The sequence below is a fragment of the Cupriavidus necator N-1 genome, assembly GCF_000219215.1.
GTDB lineage: Bacteria > Pseudomonadota > Gammaproteobacteria > Burkholderiales > Burkholderiaceae > Cupriavidus > Cupriavidus necator.
On the sequence record NC_015726.1, the window covers coordinates 2,839,857 to 2,862,680 of the forward strand.

Annotated in this window: 21 protein-coding genes and 1 pseudogene; 19 read left to right on the top strand and 3 right to left on the bottom strand. The window is 66.6% G+C overall.

All coding sequences use genetic code 11. The annotated features are described in order from the left end of the window. Window positions 1-16: 16 nt before the first annotated feature. The 10 genes and pseudogenes from nrdR to CNE_RS13385 all read left to right on the top strand — a co-directional run bounded on the left by nrdR (window position 17) and on the right by CNE_RS13385 (window position 10,701). Window positions 17-484, top strand: coding sequence for a transcriptional regulator NrdR (gene nrdR, locus CNE_RS13335; protein WP_010813743.1), 468 nt, complete (start codon window positions 17-19; stop codon window positions 482-484). Window positions 485-615: 131 nt separating this feature from the next. Further along, complete coding sequence (pilV, locus tag CNE_RS13340) at window positions 616-1,245, top strand: type IV pilus modification protein PilV (protein WP_013957631.1); 630 nt, start codon at window positions 616-618, stop codon at window positions 1,243-1,245. Between the two features lies 1 nt (window position 1,246). After that, a complete protein-coding gene (locus CNE_RS13345) occupies window positions 1,247-2,281 on the top strand; it encodes a PilW family protein (RefSeq protein WP_013957632.1) in 1,035 nt (344 codons plus the stop codon). Further along, window positions 2,278-2,886 (top strand): pilus assembly PilX family protein, encoded by a 609-nt coding sequence (locus tag CNE_RS13350; protein ID WP_013957633.1) that lies wholly within the window; start codon window positions 2,278-2,280, stop codon window positions 2,884-2,886. Before CNE_RS13345 ends, CNE_RS13350 begins: the two co-directional genes overlap by 4 nt. Window positions 2,887-2,921: 35 nt before the next feature. After that, window positions 2,922-6,764, top strand: a complete 3,843-nt coding sequence (locus CNE_RS13355; RefSeq protein WP_013957634.1) for a pilus assembly protein — start codon at window positions 2,922-2,924, stop codon at window positions 6,762-6,764. Next, window positions 6,761-7,216 carry a type IV pilin protein gene (locus CNE_RS13360; protein ID WP_013957635.1) on the top strand — a complete coding sequence of 152 codons (456 nt, stop codon included), beginning with the start codon at window positions 6,761-6,763 and terminating at the stop codon, window positions 7,214-7,216. The genes CNE_RS13355 and CNE_RS13360 overlap by 4 nt, the downstream gene beginning before the upstream one ends. Further along, complete coding sequence (locus CNE_RS13365) at window positions 7,216-7,749, top strand: GspH/FimT family pseudopilin (protein ID WP_013957636.1); 534 nt, start codon at window positions 7,216-7,218, stop codon at window positions 7,747-7,749. Before CNE_RS13360 ends, CNE_RS13365 begins: the two co-directional genes overlap by 1 nt. Before the next feature lie 555 nt (window positions 7,750-8,304). Further along, a pseudogene (locus CNE_RS13375) lies at window positions 8,305-8,851 on the top strand (GspH/FimT family protein). Between the two features lie 53 nt (window positions 8,852-8,904). Next, window positions 8,905-10,020 (top strand): bifunctional diaminohydroxyphosphoribosylaminopyrimidine deaminase/5-amino-6-(5-phosphoribosylamino)uracil reductase RibD, encoded by a 1,116-nt coding sequence (gene ribD, locus CNE_RS13380; protein ID WP_013957638.1) that lies wholly within the window; start codon window positions 8,905-8,907, stop codon window positions 10,018-10,020. Between the two features lie 60 nt (window positions 10,021-10,080). Further along, window positions 10,081-10,701, top strand: a complete 621-nt coding sequence (locus CNE_RS13385) for a riboflavin synthase (protein WP_013957639.1) — start codon at window positions 10,081-10,083, stop codon at window positions 10,699-10,701. A 9-nt stretch (window positions 10,702-10,710) separates the two neighbouring features. Here CNE_RS13385 and CNE_RS13390 read toward each other — a convergent pair whose 3' ends face one another. Continuing rightward, a complete protein-coding gene (locus CNE_RS13390) occupies window positions 10,711-10,953 on the bottom strand; it encodes a hypothetical protein (protein WP_013957640.1) in 243 nt (80 codons plus the stop codon). Window positions 10,954-11,420: 467 nt separating this feature from the next. Here CNE_RS13390 and CNE_RS13395 point away from each other — a divergent pair, with 467 nt between their 5' ends. The 7 genes from CNE_RS13395 (at window position 11,421) to CNE_RS13425 (ending at window position 16,503) form a co-directional block, all read left to right on the top strand. After that, window positions 11,421-11,717 (top strand): hypothetical protein, encoded by a 297-nt coding sequence (locus CNE_RS13395; RefSeq protein ID WP_013957641.1) that lies wholly within the window; start codon window positions 11,421-11,423, stop codon window positions 11,715-11,717. A 19-nt stretch (window positions 11,718-11,736) separates the two neighbouring features. Next, complete coding sequence (locus CNE_RS13400; protein ID WP_013957642.1) at window positions 11,737-12,324, top strand: hypothetical protein; 588 nt, start codon at window positions 11,737-11,739, stop codon at window positions 12,322-12,324. Further along, entirely contained in the window at window positions 12,321-12,566 is a 246-nt protein-coding gene (locus CNE_RS13405) for a hypothetical protein (RefSeq protein ID WP_013957643.1), read from the top strand. Before CNE_RS13400 ends, CNE_RS13405 begins: the two co-directional genes overlap by 4 nt. 415 nt (window positions 12,567-12,981) lie before the next feature. Next, entirely contained in the window at window positions 12,982-14,091 is a 1,110-nt protein-coding gene (gene ribBA, locus CNE_RS13410; RefSeq protein ID WP_013957644.1) for a bifunctional 3,4-dihydroxy-2-butanone-4-phosphate synthase/GTP cyclohydrolase II, read from the top strand. Window positions 14,092-14,163: 72 nt separating this feature from the next. After that, complete coding sequence (gene ribH, locus CNE_RS13415) at window positions 14,164-14,664, top strand: 6,7-dimethyl-8-ribityllumazine synthase (RefSeq protein ID WP_013957645.1); 501 nt, start codon at window positions 14,164-14,166, stop codon at window positions 14,662-14,664. Next, window positions 14,657-15,175, top strand: coding sequence for a transcription antitermination factor NusB (gene nusB, locus CNE_RS13420; RefSeq protein ID WP_013957646.1), 519 nt, complete (start codon window positions 14,657-14,659; stop codon window positions 15,173-15,175). Before ribH ends, nusB begins: the two co-directional genes overlap by 8 nt. 146 nt (window positions 15,176-15,321) lie before the next feature. Next, a complete protein-coding gene (locus CNE_RS13425) occupies window positions 15,322-16,503 on the top strand; it encodes a pyridoxal phosphate-dependent aminotransferase (protein ID WP_013957647.1) in 1,182 nt (393 codons plus the stop codon). Window positions 16,504-16,577: 74 nt separating this feature from the next. Here CNE_RS13425 and CNE_RS13430 read toward each other — a convergent pair whose 3' ends face one another. Next, window positions 16,578-17,636 (bottom strand): lytic transglycosylase domain-containing protein, encoded by a 1,059-nt coding sequence (locus tag CNE_RS13430; RefSeq protein ID WP_013957648.1) that lies wholly within the window; start codon window positions 17,634-17,636, stop codon window positions 16,578-16,580. Window positions 17,637-18,283: 647 nt separating this feature from the next. On the opposite strand from CNE_RS13430, the gene ubiD reads away from it, so the two are divergent. Continuing rightward, complete coding sequence (gene ubiD, locus CNE_RS13435) at window positions 18,284-19,813, top strand: 4-hydroxy-3-polyprenylbenzoate decarboxylase (protein ID WP_013957649.1); 1,530 nt, start codon at window positions 18,284-18,286, stop codon at window positions 19,811-19,813. A gap of 108 nt (window positions 19,814-19,921) precedes the next feature. Next, entirely contained in the window at window positions 19,922-21,946 is a 2,025-nt protein-coding gene (locus CNE_RS13440; RefSeq protein ID WP_013957650.1) for an acetoacetate--CoA ligase, read from the top strand. A gap of 33 nt (window positions 21,947-21,979) precedes the next feature. Here CNE_RS13440 and CNE_RS13445 read toward each other — a convergent pair whose 3' ends face one another. Further along, a complete protein-coding gene (locus CNE_RS13445) occupies window positions 21,980-22,633 on the bottom strand; it encodes a glutathione S-transferase family protein (protein ID WP_013957651.1) in 654 nt (217 codons plus the stop codon). Window positions 22,634-22,824: the final 191 nt, after the last annotated feature.

The window sequence follows — 22,824 nt, forward strand, 5'->3', positions numbered from 1 at the left end:
CTGAAGGTGGTCCGGCATGAAATGCCCCTTTTGCGGTCATTCCAATACCCAGGTACTCGACACGCGCATGTCGGAAGACGGCGATGCCGTGCGCCGGCGCCGCCGCTGCGAAGCCTGCGACCGCCGCTTCACCACCTATGAGCGGATCGAGCTGTTCTTCCCCGCCATCGTCAAGAAAAACGGCTCGCGCGTCGACTACACCCGCGCCAAGCTGAAGGATTCCATGCGCCTGGCGCTGCGCAAGCGCCCGGTCTCGGCCGAAGCCATCGACGAAGCCATCACCCGTATCGAAGAAAAACTGCTGGCCCTGGGCGAAAAGGAAATCCCCAGCAGCCAGGTCGGCGAGCTGGTGATGCGCGAATTGCGCAAGCTCGACAAGATTGCGTATATCCGCTTTGCTTCGGTGTACCGGAGCTTTGAGGACGTGTCGGAATTCCGCGACGTGCTGGATGAATTTGCGGCGTCCACCCCCCGGAAGGGGTAGTAAAAGTAACAAAATCGTTGTTTAATCCCCGTTGCATTTCCGCAAGGCCCGCTGTCGCATATTAAAAGGGCCCGGATTGCAGACCAAAAAAAGAAGTTAACGAAGTCGGACGTCTTTTGACGGGGGTCAGAATGGGTCAACGCTGCCGCGGGGCAGCCGGCTTTGCCATGCTCGAAGCATTGGTGGCAATTGTCGTTCTGGCGGTTGGCGTGCTCGGCGTCGCCAGCCTGCTGCTGAATTCATCCCGCTTCACGCAACAAGCTTCCTACGACACCACTGCCATGCAGCTGGCCACCGAGATGGCCGAGCGCATGCGTGCCAATCCTGCCGTCTCGCAAACCGGCGCGGCGGCGGAAGCCATCACCCCGAACCGCTACTTCATCGACACCGCCACCGGGCAGCCACCCGCGCTCACGGCAGCAAACAGCCCGTACGCGATCGCCTGCTCGGGCACGGCGGCCGGGTGCGCGCAGCAACTGGCGGATTTCGATGTCGCCGAGTTCTGGGAGCGTGTCAGCACAGGCCTGCCTGGCGGACGCGCCGTGATTTGCCGGGACATGGTTGCGTACGACCAGACCACCGGCTTCTCATGGGGATGCACGCCATCGGCCACTGGCCGCCCGGACGACGCACCGATTGTCATCAAGATCGGATGGATCTCGCGGCTTGCCGCCAAAACCGTCGCGGCACGGGTCGACATGTCCGACATGGGCACGCGCCCCCAGGTGGTCATCGTGGCCACGCAGGGTACGGTGAACTGACATGCGGAACGCCAGGACGTATCTCAACCCCGGCCGGCATCGTCAGCTGGGGCTGTCGCTGGTGGAGCTGATGGTAGCGATGACGCTGAGCCTGCTCCTGATCATGGCTGCCGCGGCGCTCTACCTGACCGGGCGAGCCAACTACAACAGCATCGACGACACCACGGCGCTGGATGAGAAAGGCCGCTTTGCGGTGGATACCGTGGTGCGGATCGTGCGCCAGGCCGCCTGGAGCAACTATGCGGGCAACAGCGCCGCGGCCTCGCCCGGCGCCAGCGGGCCACCCGCGCCCAGCCCTGGAGGCGTCATGCTCACGACCACGAGCCTGTCGCCGACCATCAGCGGCCTCGACAGCTGCGGCGCCCCCACGCAAGACCTCGGCAACCCGGCGCAAAACCTCGCGTGTCCTGCCCAGGCGGGCGCCGTGAACAAGAGCGATGTGCTGCAGGTCCGCTTCTTCGGTTCGGGCACGCAGCAGGACCGCACCGTTCCGGACAACAGCATGATCGACTGCTCCGGCAACGGCGTCGCCGAGCCGCAGGCCTGGGAAGACGCAGATCTCGCGCGCGGCATGGCGGTCTTCTATGTCAGCAACGATGCCAGCGGCATGCCTCAGCTGATGTGTGGGTATCGTCCACGGGACGCCGCCAACAAGGAAATCCTCACGGCAGTCACGGCGTACCAGGCTGTTTCGCTGATCTCAGGCGTCGAAGTCTTCCAGGTGCTCTACGGCGTGGATACGAATTTCGACCAGACCCCGGACCGCTTCCTGTCAGCCACCGAGGTGCTGGCCCTGCCCACCACCTGGCAGAACGTCGTCGCCATCAAGATTGCCATGGTGCTGATGGGCGATACCGCCAGCGCATCGCCCCAGGATCCGCCAACCTTCCGCCTGTTTGGGCGCCTGTTCCCGGGCTCGCCGGGCAACGACACGTCCTTCACACCAGCCACGCAACTGCAGCGGATGCGACGACTGTACACCGTCACAGTACAGCTCCGGAACATGGCCACCTGCACCACGTGCTCGCCGACATGAACGCCCGCACCGCGCGACCCAACCCGCGTGGCATCGCGCTGATCACCGCCCTGGTGATGCTGCTGATCATCAGCGTCATCGCCATCGCCGGCGCCCGGCTGGCCATTGGCAGCAAGCGCATGGCATCGAACCAGCGCGACCGGGACCTGGCTCAGCAAGCGGCCGAGGCAGCCTTGCTGGATGCAGAAATCGACATCCAGGGTGTCGCCGCGCCAACCAGCCGGTCGGCCATCTTCTCCGGCACCACGATGAATGTCCTGCCGTTCGTGGCGGGCTGCAATACGGGCGTGACAGGCGCCTCACCCTTCCAGGGACTGTGCGACCCGGTGCTCGACGGTACGCCGAACTGGCTCACCGTTGACTTCAGCCAGACTGGCGCCAACGCACGCACCACCGCCTATGGCACCTTCACCGGCCGCAGGTTCCCGACCGCGACCGGCGGGCTGCTGCCTGCCGCGCTGCCGCGCTACATCATCGAGCCGATCAACGACATGTCGCCAGGCGCGAGCGAGGGCGCATACATCTTCCGCGTCACGGCCGTCGGCTTTGGCGCAAACCCGGCGACCCGGGTCATGTTGCAGTCGTACTACCGAAAGGGGGAATGAATGGCAACGCCCATGACTGTCGCGGAGCACGGCAAATGAGCCGCATCCGGAAATTCCTGTTCGCGGCCATGGCTGCGCTTCTCAGCCTGCCCGCCGGCGCGTTGCTTGCCGCGACAGAACAGAGCAGCCTCGCGACCGTCAAGATCGCGCAGGCACCGCTGTACGGCCGCAATCAGAATATCCACCCCAACCTGCTGCTGACGCTCTCGGTAGAGTTCCCCACGGTTGGGGCAGCCTATCGCTCCGGCACGTATTCACCGGCCACCGAATACATCGGCTACTTCAATCCGCTCAAGTGCTACAACTACAGCGGGGGCGACAGCAACGGCTATTTTGTCATTGCTGGCGATGCCAACACGGCCGATCACACATGCGCGGGCCAGTTCAGCGGCAACTTCATGAACTGGGCCACGGCCTCGGCCATCGATATGCTGCGATACGCGCTGACCGGGGGCGACCGCGTGGTTGACACCGCCACGCAGACCATCCTGCAACGTGCCGTGCTGCAGGACAGTTTTTTCAACAGCAGCTCCTACTTCCCCCGCAAGACTTACGACAAGGCGTCCTCGGTCACGCCTTTCACCAGCCGGACCCTTTACATCACTTCATGCGGCAACAAGGTGTTCTTCGGGGACAGCACCGAATCCGGCGCCAGCTGCGCGAGCCCCGGCAAGTACAAGAACCAGGGCACCTACCTGGTACGGGTGCAAGTCTGCGATGCAAGCGAAGCCAAGTCCCGCACCGATCTCTGCAAGCTGTATCGCACCGGGTACAAGCCGGCTGGTGAAATGCAGCGCAACGCCGACAAGGTCCGCTTTGGCGCGTTTGGCTATCTGAACGACAGTGCCAATACCCGTTATGGCGGTGTCTTGCGCGCGCCCCTGAAGTATGTGGGGCCAAACACTGTCGACAGCAATTTCAATCAAGCCAGCAACCTGCGCCGGGAATGGGATGACGACGGCGTATTCATCCAGAACCCCGAGAGCGCGTCAGAGAACATCAGCGGTGTCATCAATTACCTGAATCAGTTCGGGCGTTCCGGCGCCTACAAGTCATTGGATCCCGTCGGCGAACTCTACTACGAGAGCATCCGCTACCTGCAAGGCCGACAACCAACGCCCGAAGCCATCGACAACGCCAGCGCGTACAAGGATGGATTTCCGGTCTACACGCAATGGACAGACCCCATCCTTGCCAGTTGCCAGAAGAACTACGTCCTTGCCATTGCCGATATCAACACGCACTGGGACCGATACATCCCTGGCAACGGCAGGACGACCTACCTCTCCGGTGGCAAGCCGGTCTCTGCCAATGACCCGGCAAGGCCGGCAGACGCGATGTCGAAATTCAGCAAGTACAGCTTCGATGTCATGACCTGGACGCAGGCGGTGGCCGATCTTGAGAGTTCGGGAACATCTGGCAACAGCCGCCCCGATGCCTCGCTCGCCAACCTGGCTGGCGCCGACACCGGCTCCAGCGGCCACGGCACCTACTATATGGCCGGCGTCGCGTATTGGGCCCATACCTACGGCTTCCGCCCGGATATGCCGGAATTGCGAGTCACCACGTTCAGCATCGACGTCAATGAGAACGGGAACGGCAGCGTGGGCGATGAACAGCGCCGCAGCCAGATGTACCTGGCGGCAAAGTACGGCGGCTTTGACGACCAGAACGGTGATGGCAATCCGTTCCGCACCAAGGGGGCCAGCGGCACCACCGTCACCAGCAATGCCGAATGGGAATCGTCGGGCGGATCGAATGTCCCCGCCAACTGGTTCTTGGCCGGGCAGCCGGCCGCCATGATTGCTTCCATCAAGAAGGTCTTCGCGCAAATCGTCAATGCGGCCGGCACATTGTCTGGCGTGGCACTGACCTCTTCCCAGGTCGCGAGCGACACCCTCCTGTTCACCCCCGGATTCGACCAGCGCTGGAACGGGCGCCTGTCGGCACTGGCGGTGACCAATGATCCCAACACCGGCGTTCAGATCTCCAACACCGAAACCTGGGAGGCCGGCAAGGTGCTGACTGCGCGCACCGCTGCCCGCAATCTGCTGACCTGGGTCCCGTCGGGCACGGTCGACAATGCAGGAACCGGCGCGGGTGCGGGCGCCACCTTCGAATGGAAATCTCTCAACGCCGCGCAGAAGGCCGCACTGAAGATCGTGCCGACAGAGACTGACACCGTAGCCCAGAGCCGGCTCAGCTACCTGCGTGGCGAGCGCAGCCAGGAACAAGCCACCGGCAGCACGGGGACCATGCGCTTGCGCGACTCACTGCTGGGCGACATCGTCAATTCGGGCCCCGTCTATATGGCGGCCCCGTCCGGGACCATCGCGGAAAGCGACTACACCACGTTCTACAAGGCCCACAGCCGGCGTACTGCCGCCGTATTTATCGGCGCCAACGATGGCATGCTCCACGCCTTCAATGCGGCCAATGGCTCTGAACTGTTTGCCTACGTGCCAAACGCAGTGTTCGCCAACCTGACCCAGCTGACCTCGCCGAGCTATATCCATCGGCCGTACGTGGACGCCACGCCTGCCGTGGCGGAAGCCAGGGTGGGCAACGCCTGGCAGACCGTGCTGGTCTCTGGCATGGGTGGCGGCGCGCAAGGCCTCTTTGCGCTGAATGTCAGCGATCCTGCCAGCGTCGGAACCGGCAATGTATTGTGGGAGTTCACGGACAAGGATGATGCCGACATGGGCAACGTCATGTCGCCGCCCCAGATCGTCAAGCTGTTTGCCGGCAAGGACTCCGACAACAAGCCTGTGTACAAGTGGTTTGCCATGACGGGCAACGGCCTGAATGCCAACGATGCGGATGGCGCGAGCAATCCGGCTGCGCCTTCGGTGCTGTTCATCGTGGCACTGGACAAGCCGGCCGGGACGCCGTGGCAACTGGGCGTCAATTACTGGAAGATCTCGATGGCAGCGGACGCCACCGCCAGCATTGCCAACGGGCTGAGCTCGCCGGCGCTGGTGCGGCTGACCGACGGGCAGACCGTCGCCGCCTACGCCGGCGACCTCCAGGGCCGCCTCTGGAAGTTCATCCTGAATGGCGGCCCATCCACCTGGAACGCTGCCGGGGCACTACCGTACTACGGCGGCGGCAACTACGGCCGGCCGCTGTTCCAGGCCCGCGATGCCAGCGGAAAACCGCAGCCGATCACGGTCCAGCCCAAATGGGTCTACGCGCCCGGAGGCTATATGGTGGTGTTCGGCACCGGGAAGTACCTGGAGCCTGCCGACACCATCACCACCGGCACGCTGACCCGGAACGCCATGTACGGCATCTACGATGCCGGAGGCTCCCAGTCGATTGCAGACCGCAGCATGCTGAACCCGGTCACCTTGACCCGCAACAGCAAGGGCGCTTACGAATATTCGTCACGCAGCTATAGCCTCGGCTCAAAGACGGGACAGAAGGCGGGGTGGTACTTTGATTTCCCGGGCAACGGAGAACGCCAGGTCACCGCGCTCGTGCCGGCTTACGGAAAGATCTGGTTCAATTCGCTGATGACCGGTGATGACCTTTGCGGTGCCTCCAGCAACAGCGGCCGCTACCAGATCAATGCGCTGACCGGCATGCCCGCCACGGGGACATCGACCGGCGATCCCTCCACCTTCGGCATCCTGGGTGCGCCGGTGCTGATCCAGACCAGGACCACGGTGGATCCGCAACGCAATGCTGTCGGCCAGATCACTACGCTGAAGTTCATCGACGTGTTTTCGTTCGGCGCATCGGGTGGCGGCCGCAGCGCAGACGCGTCGTTGTCCAGCAGGCCGCTTGTGTCCGGCAACACGGCCACCGACGGGGGGCATCCCACCACCGGGCGCCTTGGCTGGCGCGAGATTCGCAATTTCGGAGCCGCAAAATGAAGCGCTGCCACGGTCACTGGCGTCACCACGCCAGCGGCTTCACGCTGATGGAGATGCTGATTGCCATCGCCATCCTTGGCATCCTCGCCGGCATTGCGTATCCCAACTACGCTGAACATGTTGCCCGCGGGCGCCGCACCGAAGCCAAGGCCGCACTGATGACGGCCATGCAGGCACTGGAGCGTCGTTACGCACAGGCCAACTCCTACGTCGACCCCGCCGACAGCACGCGCGCCTGGCGCGGCTTCCCGCAAACCTCGGAAAGCGGCAACTACACGATCGCATCCGGCGCGTGCACGGGCCTGGCATTCAACGAATGCGTGCAGGTCAGCGCCACGCCCGTCATCGCCGACAACCGGTGCGGCACGCTGCTGCTACGCAGCACCGGCGAGCGTGGCGTGCTGATCAACAATGTCACCGCCTTCGCGAACCTGCCCCAGGGATGCTGGTGATGCGCGATCAATCCCCCCAACCTCAGACCGGGTTCACGCTGATCGAACTGCTGGTCACACTGGTCGTGCTGGCCATCCTCGCCGGCATGGCGGCACCCGCCTACACTTCGTTCATTCAGCGCAACACGCTTGCCACTGAAGCAGACGCGCTGGCTTCGTCGCTTTCCCTGGCACGGGCCAGTGCGCTATCGCGCAATAGCTGGGTCACCGTGGCGCCCGTCAGCAATGACTGGCACAACGGCTGGACTGTCTGCCTGAACCCCAATCGAAACGCGGACTGCACTGGCCAAACCGCGCTGGTTCAGCATGTCCCCTCCGCCCAGGGATTGACTGTAGCGTTCTCCAGCACGCCGCAGTCGACGGTCCTCTCCTATTCGCCCGTAGGCTATACACGCACGCTGGCGGATGCGATGCAGTCTGCCCAGGTGCTGATGGGACTGGGCACCGGCAACCAGAAACTCATCGATATCAGCCAGTTGGGCAGGGTCCGCGTATGCGCGCCCGTGCCGACACAAACCTCGGTGTGTCAGTAAGCGAGGCTGCTTGGTAGCTGTTCCCAGGAAGACCGAAACAACATTCTGCAAATCCTTCACGCTTAGGCACGTATTCGCCTGCTCGCGACAGCTAGTCTGACGGTCCCTGCCAGTCTCGGTGACCGCCCATAAGGCGCCGACCCGTTGCCAACACCCGGCGCCGCCGTCGCAGGCCCTGCCATCGCGATTCCCGCGTGGCACGGCCACCTGATGCGGGGATGGCCGGCGCAGGCGCGTACCGCGCTGACCGAGGGAATGCTGCAACTGGAGCGCCACGCCGTCGGCGCCATGACGTTTTTTGCCGCCGAGCCCGGTGCCGAAGTGGCCGCCGGGGAATGGCCACTTCCCGTACCCGCCGCCGGCATCGTGCGTCATATCGTGACAGCCGCGGCATGCCCGCAGGCCGCCCTGGATACCTGTGTTGAATTACATGCCGTCCCGCAGCGGCCCGACCCGGAGTGCGGCGTGCTGATCCTGCGCAGCACCGGACAGTGGCTGGCGCTGCCCGAAGGTGAAGCCGTGCCGCGGCCGCTTCCGTCCATTGCTGAAGGCGCGATGGCCCGCCACGCACTCCGCCGCCGCCATGGCCTGACCCTGGCCGAGCTGCTCGCCGGCCTGGCCGTCCTGGCACTGCTGGCGGCGGCATCCTATCCGGTGTTCAGCGGCCTGCTCGCCCGGCAACAGGTCACACCTGCGGCCGACCGGCTGGCGGCCTCGCTGGCGCCGGCGCGGGCCACCGCACTGGCGCGCCGCCTCGAGGTGACGCTGCAGCCGCTGCCGGGCGAGGCGACGCTGGGCCCCGGCTGGCAACTGGTCACGGCAGACGGCGACCCGGAGCGACGCGCGGTGCTGTCCGTGGTGGAACCGGGCATGCCCTGCCTGTGGGTGACGGCGCCAGACCGCCCGCGGCACGAATGTGCTGAAATTCCTGCCTGTGGGATACTCTCGATCTGAGCAGGGCGGTTTCCAGGCCGCCACTTTCACGCTCGGCTGCCGTGGCGAGCAGCGGCAAGTCAGGCTGGGCGCGCAGGGACGTATCCGACTCTGCACACCCGGCTGCGACGCTGACTGCGATGCGACGGAGTCCTCCGGACCACCATAACCCCGGCAGCCCTGTATTCCAGATCGCTGCGCCAAGGCAAACGCAACCGCCGAATGTTTTCCGATACCGACCACGCCGCCATGCAACAGGCCCTTGCGCTCGCCGCGCGGGGCATGTTCAACACCACGCCCAACCCGCGCGTCGGCTGCGTGCTCGTCAAGGATGGCCAGGTCATCGGCCAGGGGTTCACCCAGCCGGCCGGGCAGGATCATGCCGAGATCCAGGCGATGAAGGACGCGCTGGCGCGCGGGCTGGACCCGGCCGGCGCCACCGCCTATGTCACGCTGGAGCCGTGCAGCCATTTCGGGCGCACGCCGCCGTGCGCCGATGCGCTGGTGCGCGCGGGCGTGGCGCGCGTGGTGGCGGCCATGGAAGACCCCAACCCTTCGGTGTCCGGGCGCGGCCTGCAGCGGTTGCGCGAGGCCGGCGTCGACGTGCGCTGCGGCCTGCTGGAAAAGGAAGCGCGCGACCTGAATATCGGCTTTGTCTCACGCATGACGCGCGGGCTGCCGTGGGTGCGCGTCAAGGTGGCGGCATCGATGGACGGCGGCACCGCGCTGCATGACGGCACCAGCCAGTGGATCACCGGCCAGGCCGCGCGCGACGACGGCCATGCCTGGCGCGCACGTGCGTGCGCGATCCTGACCGGCATCGGCACCGTGCGCGACGACAACCCCGCGCTGACGGTGCGGGCCATCGCCACGCTGCGCCAGCCGCAGCGGGTGCTGGTCGATTCGCGACTGGAGGTCCCGTTGGACGCGCGGATCCTAACGCCGGACACTGGCGAGTTCGCCAAGCCGGTGCTGGTGTTCTGCGCGGTGGAGGACCGGCAGCGCCAGCGCGCACTGGAAAGCCGTGGCGCCGAAGTCGTGGTCCTGCCCAACCCGCACGGCAAGGTCGAGTTGCGCCGCATGTTGGAAGAACTCGGCCGGCGCGGCATCAACGAGCTGCACGTGGAGGCCGGCTTCAAGCTCAACGGTTCGCTGGTGCGCGAGCACTGCGCCGACGAGCTGCTGATCTACCTCGCGCCCAAGCTGCTGGGCGATGCCCAGGGCATGTTCAACCTGCCGCCGCTGGCGCGGCTGCAGGACGCCGCGCAGTTCCGCTGGCATGAGATCCGGCAGATCGGCGACGACCTGCGGCTGATCGCCCGGCGCAACGACGCGTAGTGCGACACACACCGGCACCGCGTATCCAGATTCCAAATACCCTAAGCAGAAGACACCACCATGTTTACAGGCATTGTCGCGGCAGTCGGCCGCATTGAATCCATTACCCCGCTGGGCGCCGCCGATGCCGGCGTGCGCTTGCGCATCGCCGCGGGCGGGCTGGACCTGTCGGACGTCATCATCGGCGACAGCATCGCCATCCAGGGCGCGTGCATGACCGTGATCGCCATGGCGCCCGACAGTTTCGACGTCGAAGTCTCGCGCGAGTCGCTGGACAAGACCGTGGGGCTGGAGAGCACCGGCCGTGTCAACCTGGAAAAGGCCCTGCGCCTGGCCGACCGCCTGGGCGGCCACCTGGTGTCCGGGCACGTCGACGGCCTGGGCGAAGTCGTGCACTTCGCGCCGGTGGGCGAATCGCATGAACTGCGCATCCGCGCCCCGCGCGTGCTGGCACGCTACCTGGCATACAAGGGCTCGGTCGTGGTCAACGGCGTGTCGCTGACCGTCAACCGCGTCAATGACGAAGCCGACGGCTGCGTGTTCTCCATCAACCTGATCCCGCACACCGTGGAAGTCACCACGCTGCAGGAACTCAAGCCGGGCGCGCGCGTCAACCTGGAGATCGACCTGATCGCCCGCTATGTGGAGCGGATGCTGTCGACCGCGCAGGCCCCCGCGTAATACCGCGGGCTACCTGTCCTCGTCGGGCACGTTATAGGTCTCGCGCAGCTTGTCGGTGAAGGGACGCAGCGCTTCCACGCAGGCGCTGCTGTTGCCGCCCTCCATCGTGGACAGGCTCCAGTTGCAGCCGCCGGTGTCCGGCGCGTGCCAGACCACATCGCCAAAGCAGGCGCCCTCGCAAGCGGCGAACTTCGACTGCTCGGCGCGTACCAGGGCACGCAGTTCGGCCTTGTTCTTGATCTGCCTCGACATCTTTGTCTCCTTTGTTGTGCAAAGTCCGCGGGCGCGATCGGGCTGGCGCCCTGATTTGAAGTCCGAACCGCCGCTTGCCAGCGCGGCGGCATTCAGGGCGGGGCGTGCCCTTTTGTCCCGAGCATACGCTGACAACCCCCTCCTGTGGCAATTTGCTTGCGCTGTCGCCCCCCGGGGAAGGTGCGCCGCGCGGGGCCCGGCGGCTTTGTTGTAAGTCAGCTGGTTCCTGCAACGCCCTAGGCCTAGAATGGTTAAGCAGCGCTTGCAGTCCATGTATGCCCACAGGCGCTCGCCACTCGTTCCCGGGCCTCCCCCCTCGACAACGTCTAGCACTGGTGGCTGCTGAAGCCACTCACGGGGACCACCTGGACCTTCATGCACCCCTGCCCGCCGCGCCGCGCGCTCGTCCGCGAGCTGGCGCCCCCGCCGTTGCTTTCGATTGCCGGCCGGATTGCTGCCCGGCACCCATGAAGGAACTCACTGTGCCCGATCCCACCGCCAGAATCCTGTATCAGCGACTTCCGGCCACGCGCCTGCTGCGTGACCGGCATCCCACTGCGCCGATGCGCGCGCGCCTTGGCTTTGTGCGCCTGGCCGCGACCCACCTGCACCGTGCCGTCACGCTGCTGATCGACTGGGACCAGGCCGTGGGCGACGGATGGCCGCGGCTGCAGCCACCGTCCTCACCCCTGGCGAAGACATTCCGGCGCCCCGGCGCCCGGCGTTTCGCAGGCTTTCCGTGGTCCAGCGGCAAATGGACCTGACATCAAGCGAGGCATCACCATGCTCACCCTACTGTATTTCCGGCTGAACGACATTGCCGCGGCAAGGCGCGCGCACGCGCAGCTTGGCGAGCTGGCCGCGACTCTCGCACGCATCGACGGCCCTTGGTTCTTCCTGCGCGACGACCAGCCGGCCGAAGGCCTGCCCTCGCCCCACGCGGCGCAGATCACCTATCGCAATGAAGTCGCGGCGGCCGGCCTGGTCGCCGGCGCACTGCTGGTGGCCTGGATCGTGTTCCGCTACGGCACGCCGGCCAACGCGGCCGCGGGCTTCATGGCCTACCTCGGCGGCATGGCGCTTGGCGCCGTGATCGGCCGGTGGCTGGGCAGCGTGATCGGTGCCCGGGTCATGCGCGCCGGCCTGAGGCGGCAGAAGCGGCAAATGACGGCAGGCCAGCTGATGATGATCTGCGCGTGCGACCCGCACGCAAAGGGGCGGCTCTGCGAGATCGCCCAGGATGCCGGCGCCGCCGCCATCGACACACAGCATAGCCGGCTGCACCTGCGCGGCTGGCTGACGGACCGCCACTGGCCCGCATGGCTTTCAGGCCATGGCCAGCGTGCTGTCCCACAAAGGAAACAAGCATGAGCGAGAGTTTTTTCTATCAGCATTGCCACGTCGTCGTGACACTGGCCGAGGTCACCTTCGGCAAGTGGGAATGGGCCTATGCGCTGGACGCGCATGCCAGGTTCACCAAGCCCAACGCCGGCTTCCTCACGCGCGAGCTCGCGCTGGCTGACGCGACCCGCGCGGCCAGGGCGCGCATCGCCAGGACCTCGCGGCTGCGCACCGCAGGCCACGACGCCACACCGCTGGCCGTCGCCGCATAGGCCCCCGCCGAGCCTGGCGCCGGCGCCCTGCCGGCAACGGGGCGGCCCATGCAGCACCGCACTCCTCACTGGCTGCGCACCGCAGGCCACGACGCCACACCGCTGGCCGTCGCCGCATAGGCCCCCGCCGAGCCTGGCGCCGGCGCCCTGCCGGCAACGGGGCGGCCCATGCAGCACCGCACTCCTCACCCGCTTCAGGCAGGCGCCGTACTTTCCGGTGCCGTCGCCTCCCGCATTGCCTGCCTTGGCGTACAATACCCGGCTTGACTGGGCGACCTGCCGGGCGTATATGGCCTAGCCGGCCCGGCCCGACGCCCCGCCTCAGTCCGGCCGCTTTCAACCGCGGCCATGGTTCCTGCCCCAGCTATTCGCCGGTTTTTCGCTCGATTCGCCCCAATTTGCCGTTCAGCACGCCATGAAAATCGCCCGTACCGAAGACATCATTGCCGACATCCGCGCCGGCCGCATGGTCATCCTCGTCGATGAGGAAGACCGCGAGAATGAAGGCGACCTGGTGCTGGCTGCCGATTTCGTCACACCGGAAGCTATCAATTTCATGGCCAAGCACGGCCGCGGGCTGATCTGCCTGACCCTGACCGCCGAGCGCTGCCGCCAGCTGGACCTGCACCCGATGGTCAGCCGCAACGGCACCCAGCACGGCACCAACTTCACCGTGTCGATCGAGGCCGCCGAAGGCGTGACCACTGGCATTTCCGCCGCCGACCGCGCCCGCACCGTGCAGGCCGCCGTCGCCCGCGATGCCAAGTCGGCCGACCTGGTCCAGCCCGGCCATATCTTCCCGCTGACGGCCCAGCCCGGCGGTGTGCTGATCCGCGCCGGCCATACCGAGGCCGGCTGCGACCTGGGCGCGCTGGCAGGCCTGACGCCAGCGGCCGTGATCTGCGAGATCATGAAGGACGACGGCACCATGGCGCGCCTGCCGGACCTGATCGAGTTCGCGCAGGAACATGACCTGAAGATCGGCACCATTGCCGACCTGATCCACTACCGCAGCCGCACTGAGAGCATTATCGAGCGTGTGGGCGAGCGCGACATGCAGACCCCCTACGGCACCTTCCGCAGCATCGCCTACCGCGACAAGCCCACCGGCCAGGCGCACCTGGCGCTGGTCAAGGGTTCGCCCGCGCCGGACCAGGAAACGCTGGTGCGCGTGCACGAGCCCTTCTCGGTGCTGGACCTGCTGGAAGTGAAGCGCACCACGCACTCGTGGAGCATCCCCGCCGCGCTGGAAGCCATCGCCGGCGCCGATAATGGCGTGGTGGTGCTGCTGAACTGCGGCGACTCGGCCGACCAGCTGTTCACGCAGTTCAGCGCGCTGGACGCGCCGCAGTCGCGCCCGCGCCGCAAGCCGGACCTGCGCACCTACGGCATGGGCGCGCAGATCCTGAAGGACGTCGGGGTGGGCAGGATGCGCGTGCTGGCGTCGCCGCAGCGCATGCCCAGCATGACCGGCTTCGACCTCGAAGTCACCGGCTACCAACCCATGAACGGCCAGGCCGACTGAGCCTGCGCCACCCGAACACCCCGGCAGCGCGCACCAGCGCCGTTGCCGCCCCGAAAACTGGAGAACTGAACAATGGATCACGGCTTCTACCCCAGCAACCTCGACGGTGAAGGCCTGCGTATCGGCATCGTGCAGGCCCGCTTCAACGAGCCGGTCTGCGCCGAGCTGCTCGAAGCCTGCGTGGCCGAGCTGGAAAAGCTCGGCGTCGAGGGCGAAGACACCCTGGTGGTGACCGTCCCCGGCGCGCTGGAAATCCCGCTGGCGCTGCAGAAGATGTGCGAGAGCGGCCAGTTCGACGCCCTGGTCGCACTGGGCGCCGTGGTGCGCGGCGAGACCTACCACTTCGAGCTGGTCTCGAACGAGTCGGGCGCCGGCATCACCCGCGTCGGCCTGGACTTCAATGTGCCGATCGCCAATGGCATCCTGACCGTGGATACCGACGAGCAGGCCCACGCCCGCACCCGCGAGAAAGGCCGCGACTGCGCCCGCGCCGCGGTGGAGATGGCCAACCTGGTCGTCGCGCTCGATTCGCTGCGTGGCCAGGAAGATGAAGACGAGGACGACGATGAGTGATACGTCGAACACCCCCGACAACGACGGCGGCAAGGCAGCCGGCGGCAAGCCCGCCGCGGCCCGCACCGAGGCCAAGGCGCCGCCCAAGAGCGCGCGCCGCCGCTCGCGCGAGCTGGCGCTGCAGGGCCTGTACCAGTGGCTGCTGAACCGCAACGACATCGGCGCAATCCAGGCCCACCTGCATGATGCGCAAGGCTTCAACAAAGCCGACCGCGAGCACTTCGACGCGCTGCTCAACGGCGCGGTGCGCGAAGAAGCCCGCCTGACCGCCGCGTTCGAGCCCTTCCTGGACCGCACCGTGAACGAGCTGTCGCCGGTGGAGCGTGCCGCCCTGCTGGTCGGCAGCTATGAGCTGGTGCACTGCCTCGACATCCCGTACAAGGTCGTGATCAATGAAGCCGTCGAGCTGACCAAGACCTTTGGCGGCGTCGAGGGCTACAAGTACGTGAACGGCGTGCTGGACAAGCTTGCCGCCCAGGTGCGCGCGGCCGAGGTCGCGGCGCGCCGCTGAGTTGCCAACCGAGCCGCCCGCGGGCCGGCCCACGCCATCACGGCTGGCTTGCGCCGGCAATGATGCAGACGACACCCGCCCCGGCGGGTGTTTTCATTCCTACCCACCCTCTTGCTGAACGGGCCCCAGGCCCGTCCCGGACCACCATGGACACGCAGCACCTGGCCACCGCCTCCCGCCTCGCCAATATCGACGCCTTCCACGTGATGGAGCTGGCCAAGCAGGCCGCCGCGCTGGAGCGCGCCGGCCGCCACATTGTGCACATGGGCATCGGCGAGCCGGACTTCACCGCCGCCGAGCCGGTGGTGCGCGCGGCCGAAGCCGCCATGCGCCGCGGCGTCACGCAGTACACCGGTGCGCTCGGCATCCAGCCGCTGCGCGAGGCCATCGCCGGCTATTACAAGACGGCCTACGGGCTGGATATCCCGGCCCGGCGCGTGATCGTCACGGCCGGTGCCTCGGGCGCGCTGCTGCTGGCGTGCGCGGTGCTGGTCGAGATCGGTGCCGAGGTGCTGATGCCCGACCCCAGCTACCCGTGCAACCGGCACTTCGTCGCCGCCTTCGACGGCGCCGCGCGCATGATCCCGAGCGGCCCGGCCGAGCGCTTCCAACTGACCGCCGCGCAGGTCGAGGCCAACTGGGGCGAGCAAACGCGCGGCGTGCTGCTGGCATCGCCCTCCAACCCGACCGGCACCTCGATCCTGCCCGACGAGCTCGCCCGCATCCTGCAGGCCGTGCGCGCGCGCAACGGCTTTGCCATCCTCGACGAGATCTACCAGGGGCTGTCCTATGACGCCCCGCCGGTCTCGGCACTGAGCCTGGACGAGAACGTGGTCACGGTGAACAGCTTCTCCAAGTACTTCAACATGACGGGCTGGCGCCTGGGCTGGCTGGTGGTGCCGGAGGCGCTGGTGGACGCCTTCGAGAAGGTCGCGCAGAACCTGTTTATCTGCGCGTCGGCCGTGGCGCAGTACGCCGCGCTGGCCTGCTTCACCCCCGAGGCCCTGGCGATTTACGACGAACGCAAGGCCGAGTTCCGCCGCCGCCGCGACCTGATCGTGCCAGCGCTGGAGACACTTGGCCTGCGCGTGCCGGTGCGCCCGGACGGCGCCTTCTATGTCTATGCCGACTGCCGCGGCGTCAACCACCCCGCCGCCGGCGATGCCGACCGGCTGACGCAGGCGATGCTGCACGATGCGGGCGTGGTCATGGTGCCGGGGCAGGATTTCGGCCCGCATACGGCGAAGGACTACATCCGGATCTCGTACGCGACCTCGCGCGAGAACATCGAGGAGGCGATGGCGCGCCTCGGCAAGCTGTTCCGCTGACCGGTCTCTGCCGCGGCTGAAGCAGGCAAAAGAAAAGCACCCCGCGGGGTGCTTTTCTGATTGGCGATCCGCGCTCAGGCGTTGTGCGGACCGTTGTTCGCTTCCAGCTTCTCGCTCGGAGCCAGGTGCTCGGCAGGGGCCTTGACCTCGACCGGCTTTTCGGCGTTGGCGGGCGCGTTGCGCACGCCCAGCAGCTGGCGCAGGCGGGCGCGCTCGGCCAGCACCTTGGCGCCGTAGCCGCCATCGGTGGCCGTGGTGGCACCGACGTAGTACTTCAGGCCGCCTTCGATCGAGCCAGCGCGGGCGATGCAGTCCTTGAGCACCAGCGCGCCGATCTTGATATTGGCGTACGGGTTCAGCGCCGCGGCAACGCCGCCGACGGCCTCGTACTTGTCCTGGTGGACCTTGGTCATGACCTGCATCAGGCCCTGCGCACCCACGCCGCTTTCAGCGTACGGGTTGAAGCTGGACTCGATCGCGATCACGCCCAGGATCAGCAGCGGGTCGATACCGACCTCGCGGCCGGTCAGGTAGGCCGCCTTCACCAGTTGCGCGGTGGCCTGGGCCGCCACGCGGTACTTGCGGGCGATGTAGTCGGCCACGGCCGCCTGTTCGCGGGCGGTGCCCAGCGTGCTGGTGCTGCGGGCATCCATCGCCACGCGCGTCACCGGGATCTGCGCGGCCAGGTGCGCGACCGACGGCACCTTGGCGGCAGCCGCCAGGCTCCATTCGTCCACGCCCGACACGGTCGGCAGGCCACCCTTGCCAAAGGCAAGCTTGGCCGCAGCGACGTCCGCCGAATGCGGCGGCACGGCAGTGCTGGCCACGGCAGGCGCGGCCGACATGGCGGCGCCAACCAGCACCGCGGGTGCTTCGTCACCCGCCAGCAGCGCGGCCAGCGTGGTGCGCCATTCCTGGCTCAGCGACAGCGACACGGCCGAAACGACCGCGACCACGCCCAGGCTGTTCAGGGCGTACTTCAGCGTTGTGCGGCCACCGCGCAACGCGCGGCCCGCGACCGGATGCGCGAGACGGACCTGCAATGCCCGACTCACTCCGGGTACCGGCTGTCGGAGACGGACCTGCAAGGCCCGCCCGATGCCGGGAAGATGAAGGGTTTTCCAACCGCTCATGCTTACCTCCATCCGTTGCCCGCTTCGCGCGCCCGACTGCGGCACGCGCCCGATCTCAACGTACTCAAGTAAGGATGCCGCGCCGTCTAGCAGTGACGACCAAGCATCTGTTGGCAGGCGCTCCCCGTGCGCCCAACTGGAAACAGGCTACGCTCTGGGGGAGCGCACCCTGCCACGACTAAACTCACTACGCTCCGGCAAGTCGCCGGAGGCGACCGGCCGGCCCGCTTGCATTCGGGCCTGACCATCGGTCTTTGCTGGAGGGACTTTCTGGCACATTTACTTGATGTGCACCCCTTGACACAGGGGGAAAATCCATGTTGCGACGCAACACTCCATGGAGCAAGACCGGATTGTAGGAACGGTGTTATATCCCGTCAAGAATAATAACTTCGATTTCTACTACTTATAGTTATTTGTAACAATGGTTGCCATGTCGGCATCGGAGCACCCGATTGCCCGCAAACGCAGGCCTGGCCTTGGCTGGTCGCTCGGAAAAGTACGCTGTCAGTGACAAAAAACTTACAATTTGCGCGGCTTGGTTTTGATGATTTTTTTGCCGCGGCGCCGGTGAATGTGTATCGTCACCGACTTGGACGCCGCCTTGCGGACGCTTTCCCCCGCCCCGCACCACAACAGAATTCACTATGCAATACAAAGACTTGCGCGATTTCATCGGCCAACTCGAAGGCATTGGCGAGCTACGGCGCATCGCCCGGCCGGTCGCGCCCAACCTGGAAATGACCGAAGTCTGCGACCGGCTGCTGCGCGCTGGAGGCCCCGCGGTCCTTTTTGAGAAACCTTCCGGAGCCAGCACCGATGGCGGTATCTATAGCGTCCCCGTACTGGCCAATCTGTTCGGCACGACACACAGAGTCGCACTTGGCATGGGCGCCGAATCGATGGAAGACCTGCGCGACATCGGCCGGGTCTTGTCAGCACTGAAGGAACCGGAGCCGCCGCGCGGTTTGCGCGAGGCCGGCAAGCTGTTCACGCTGGCCAAATCTGTGTGGGATATGGCACCAAAGCGCGTCAGCAGCCCGGCCTGCCAGGAGGTGGTGTGGGAGGGCAACGACGTCGACCTGGCGCGCCTGCCGATCCAGACCTGCTGGCCCGGCGACGCTGCGCCGCTGATCACCTGGGGCCTGGTGGTGACCAAGGGCCCGCACAAGAAGCGCCAGAACCTGGGCATCTACCGCCAGCAGGTGATCGGCCGCAACCAGGTCATCATGCGCTGGCTGGCGCACCGCGGCGGCGCGCTCGATTTCCGCGAGCATGCGCTGGCCAACCCCGGCAAGCCGTTCCCGATCGCGGTAGCGCTGGGCGCCGACCCCGCCACCATCCTGGGCGCGGTGACGCCGGTGCCCGATACGCTGTCCGAGTACCAGTTCGCCGGCCTGCTGCGCGGCAGCCGCACGGCGCTGGCCGGCTGCCTCACGCCGACGCTGTCCGAGCTGAGCGTGCCGGCCTCTGCCGAAATCGTGCTGGAAGGCCATATCCAGCCCGACCCGAACCACCCCTCCGGCTACCAGCATGCGCTGGAAGGCCCGTTCGGCGACCACACCGGCTATTACAACGAGCAGGACTGGTTCCCAGTGTTCACCATCGACCGCATCACCATGCGGCGCGACCCGATCTACCACTCCACCTACACCGGCAAGCCGCCCGACGAGCCGGCGGTGCTGGGCGTGGCGCTGAACGAAGTGTTCGTGCCGCTGCTGCAGAAGCAGTTCCCGGAGATCACCGACTTCTACCTGCCGCCCGAGGGCTGCAGCTACCGCATGGCGCTGGTGCGCATGAAGAAGCAGTACGCCGGCCATGCCAAGCGCGTGATGTTCGGCGTGTGGAGCTTCCTGCGGCAGTTCATGTATACGAAGTTCATCGTGGTGGTCGATGACGATGTCGACGTGCGCGACTGGAAGGAAGTGATCTGGGCCATCACCACCCGGGTCGATCCCAGCCGCGACACGGTGCTGGTCGACAACACCCCGATCGATTATCTGGACTTCGCCTCGCCGGTGTCGGGCCTGGGCTCCAAGATGGGCATCGACGCGACCGACAAGTGGCCGGGCGAGACCACGCGGGAATGGGGCACGCCGATCTCCATGGATGCCGCGGTCAAGGCGAAGGTCGACACCATGTGGGAAAGCCTGTTCGAGCGTCCGGCCGGCAACTGAACCTAAGGGCCGTTATCATGGCAGGCTGATGCCAGCTGCCGCCACAGGCGCCCGGCATACCCATCGCCACCATCCGATGCCCGCGACAGACGGGCCCGAGGAGGAGACATGAGCACCCCCGCCCCTCTGACCGAAGGGAACCTGATGTGGACGCCCTCCGCGGCGTTCCGCGACAGCAGCCAGGTCGCGCGCTTCATGCACTGGCTGCGGGCCGAGCGCGGCCTGGCCTTTGACGACTACGACAGCCTCTGGCAGTGGTCGGTCACCGAGCTGGAAGCCTTCTGGGACGCCGTGCGCGCCTATTTCGACGTACGCTTCGACACGCCCGCCACGCAGGTGCTGGACCGCCGCACCATGCCGGGCGCGCGCTGGTTCGAGGGTGCCACGCTGAACTACGTGCAGCAGGTATTCCGCCACGCCGGTGCGGGCAGCGCCCGCCAGCGCACCGCGATCCGCCATGCCGGCGAGGCCCAGCCGCTGGCCGATGTCAGCTGGGACATGCTGCAAGCGCAGGTGGCGTCGCTGGCGCATGCGCTGCGCCAGATGGGCGTGCAGCGCGGCGACCGCGTTGCCGGCTACCTGCCCAATATCCCCGCCACCATCGTCGCCTTCCTGGCCACGGCCAGCCTGGGTGCGGTCTGGTCGGGCTGCGCGCCGGACATGGGCCAGGTGGCGGTGATCGACCGCTTCCGCCAGATCGGGCCCAAGGTGCTGATCGCCGTCGACGGCTACCGCTATGGCGGCAAGGTCTACGACCGCACCCCGGTGCTTGCCGACCTGATCGCCGCCCTGCCCTCGCTGACCGACCTGGTGCTGGTGCCGCAGATCGGCAGCCCTGCAGCGCCGCCTGCCGGCGTGCGCGCGCATGCCTGGCAGGAGGTGCTGGCGCACGACGTGCCGCTGGCGATCGAGCCGGTGCCGTTCGACCATCCGCTGTGGATCGTCTATTCGTCCGGCACCACCGGCATGCCCAAGCCGATCGTGCATGGCCATGGCGGCATCGTCATCGAGCAGCTCAAGCTGATGGCCTTCCATAACAACCTGGGCACGGACGATGTCTTCCACTGGTACAGCAGCAGCGGCTGGATCATGTGGAACGCGCAGGTGGCCGGGCTGCTGCTGGGCACCACCATCGCGCTGTATGACGGCAACCCGGCCTGGCCCGACGCGGGCGTGCTGTGGCGCTTTGTCGACGACGCCGGTGTGACGCTGTTCGGCGCCGGCGCGGCCTTCTTCATCAACTGCATGAAGGCCGGCATCGAACCGGCACGCATCGCCGACGTGTCGCGCCTGCGCGGGCTCGGCTCGACCGGTTCGCCGCTGCCGGTGGAGGCCTACGACTGGATCTACCGCCATGTGCGCGAAGACATCTGGCTGGTGCCGATGTCGGGCGGCACCGACTTTGCCGGCTCCTTCGTCGCCGGCTGCCCGCTGCTGCCGGTCTATTCCGGCGAGATGCAATGCCGCTGCCTGGGCGCCAAAGTGGAGGCCTTCGACGACAACGGCCAGCCGCTGCTCGACGCGGTGGGCGAACTGGTCTGCACCGAGCCGATGCCGTCGATGCCGCTCTACCTGTGGGGCGACGCCGACGGCAAGCGCTATCGCGACAGCTATTTCGACACCTATCCCGGCGTCTGGCGGCATGGCGACTGGATCAAGATCACAAAGCGCGGCGGCGCGGTGATCTACGGGCGCTCGGACGCCACCATCAACCGCCACGGCATCCGCATGGGCACCAGCGAGCTGTACCGCGTGGTGGAAGACCTGCCGGAAGTGCTCGACAGCATGGTGGTCGACCTGGAATACCTGGGCCGCGAGTCCTACATGCCGCTGTTTGTGGTGCTGCGCGAAGGCCTGGTGCTGGATGATGCGCTGCGCGACACCCTGCGCCTGCGCATCCGCGAAGCGCTGTCCTCGCGCCACGTGCCCAACGAGATCGTGCAGGCACCCGGCGTGCCGCGCACGCTGTCGGGCAAGAAGATGGAAGTGCCGATCAAGAAGCTGCTGCTCGGCCATGCGCCACAGGGCATCGCCAACCGCGATGCGATGGCCAACCCGGACACGCTCGACTGGTACTTCGACTACGCCGAACGCTTCCTGAAGGCACGGCAGGCCGACCCCGCCACGGCGTAACGCCGGCGGCCGCGGCGGTTGCCAGCGAGGACATCAGAACTCCACATCGAGTTCGCTGATTTCGTCGGGTTCCTCGCGCGCCGCCGCGATCCACTCCTGAAGTTCCGGCATCGACAGGATCTGCTTGCAGTAGGCAACCGGCACGGGATCGAGCATCACGCCATAGGTGACAAAGCGCGTCACCACCGGCGCGTACATGGCGTCGGCCATGGTGCGCGTGCCGAACAGGTAAGGCCCGCCATAGCGCGTCAGGCATTCGGTCCAGATCGCCGTGATGCGGTCGATGTCCGCCTGCGCACGCGACCACACCTTCATCCCGGGGAAATGCCCCTTCAGGTTCATCGGCAGCGCCGAACGCATCGCGGCAAACCCGGAATGCATCTCGCCGCAGATGGCGCGGCAGTGGGCACGCGCGGCGCGGTCTTCCGGCAGCAGGCCGGCCTTGGGGTGGATTTCGTTCAGGTATTCGGCGATCGCCAGCGTGTCCCACACCGTGACGCCGTGGTGGCGCAGGCACGGCACCAGGATCGACGGGGACAGCAGCAGGATTTCCGCACGCGCCGCGGCATCGTCCGGCGGCACCACCACTTCTTCGAATTCCAGGCCGGCAAAGCGCGCCAGCAGCCAGCCGCGCAGCGACCATGAGGAATAGGTCTTGCTGCTGATGGTGAGTGTGGTCTTGGACATCGCGCCTCCTTTACTGCTTGTTGCCGCTCATGGCCGCGCACCTATGCAGTGCATCCGGCAGGCACCAGTCTGAAGCCGCTGCGCGCAATGCGCCGCGAAGCGGCGCCACGCCCATGCGCCAGGCGCATGCCTCGCTACTTGCGCGGCATCGTCCGCCCCGCTCACCGCACAAAGCGCAAGGCGCGTGCCAG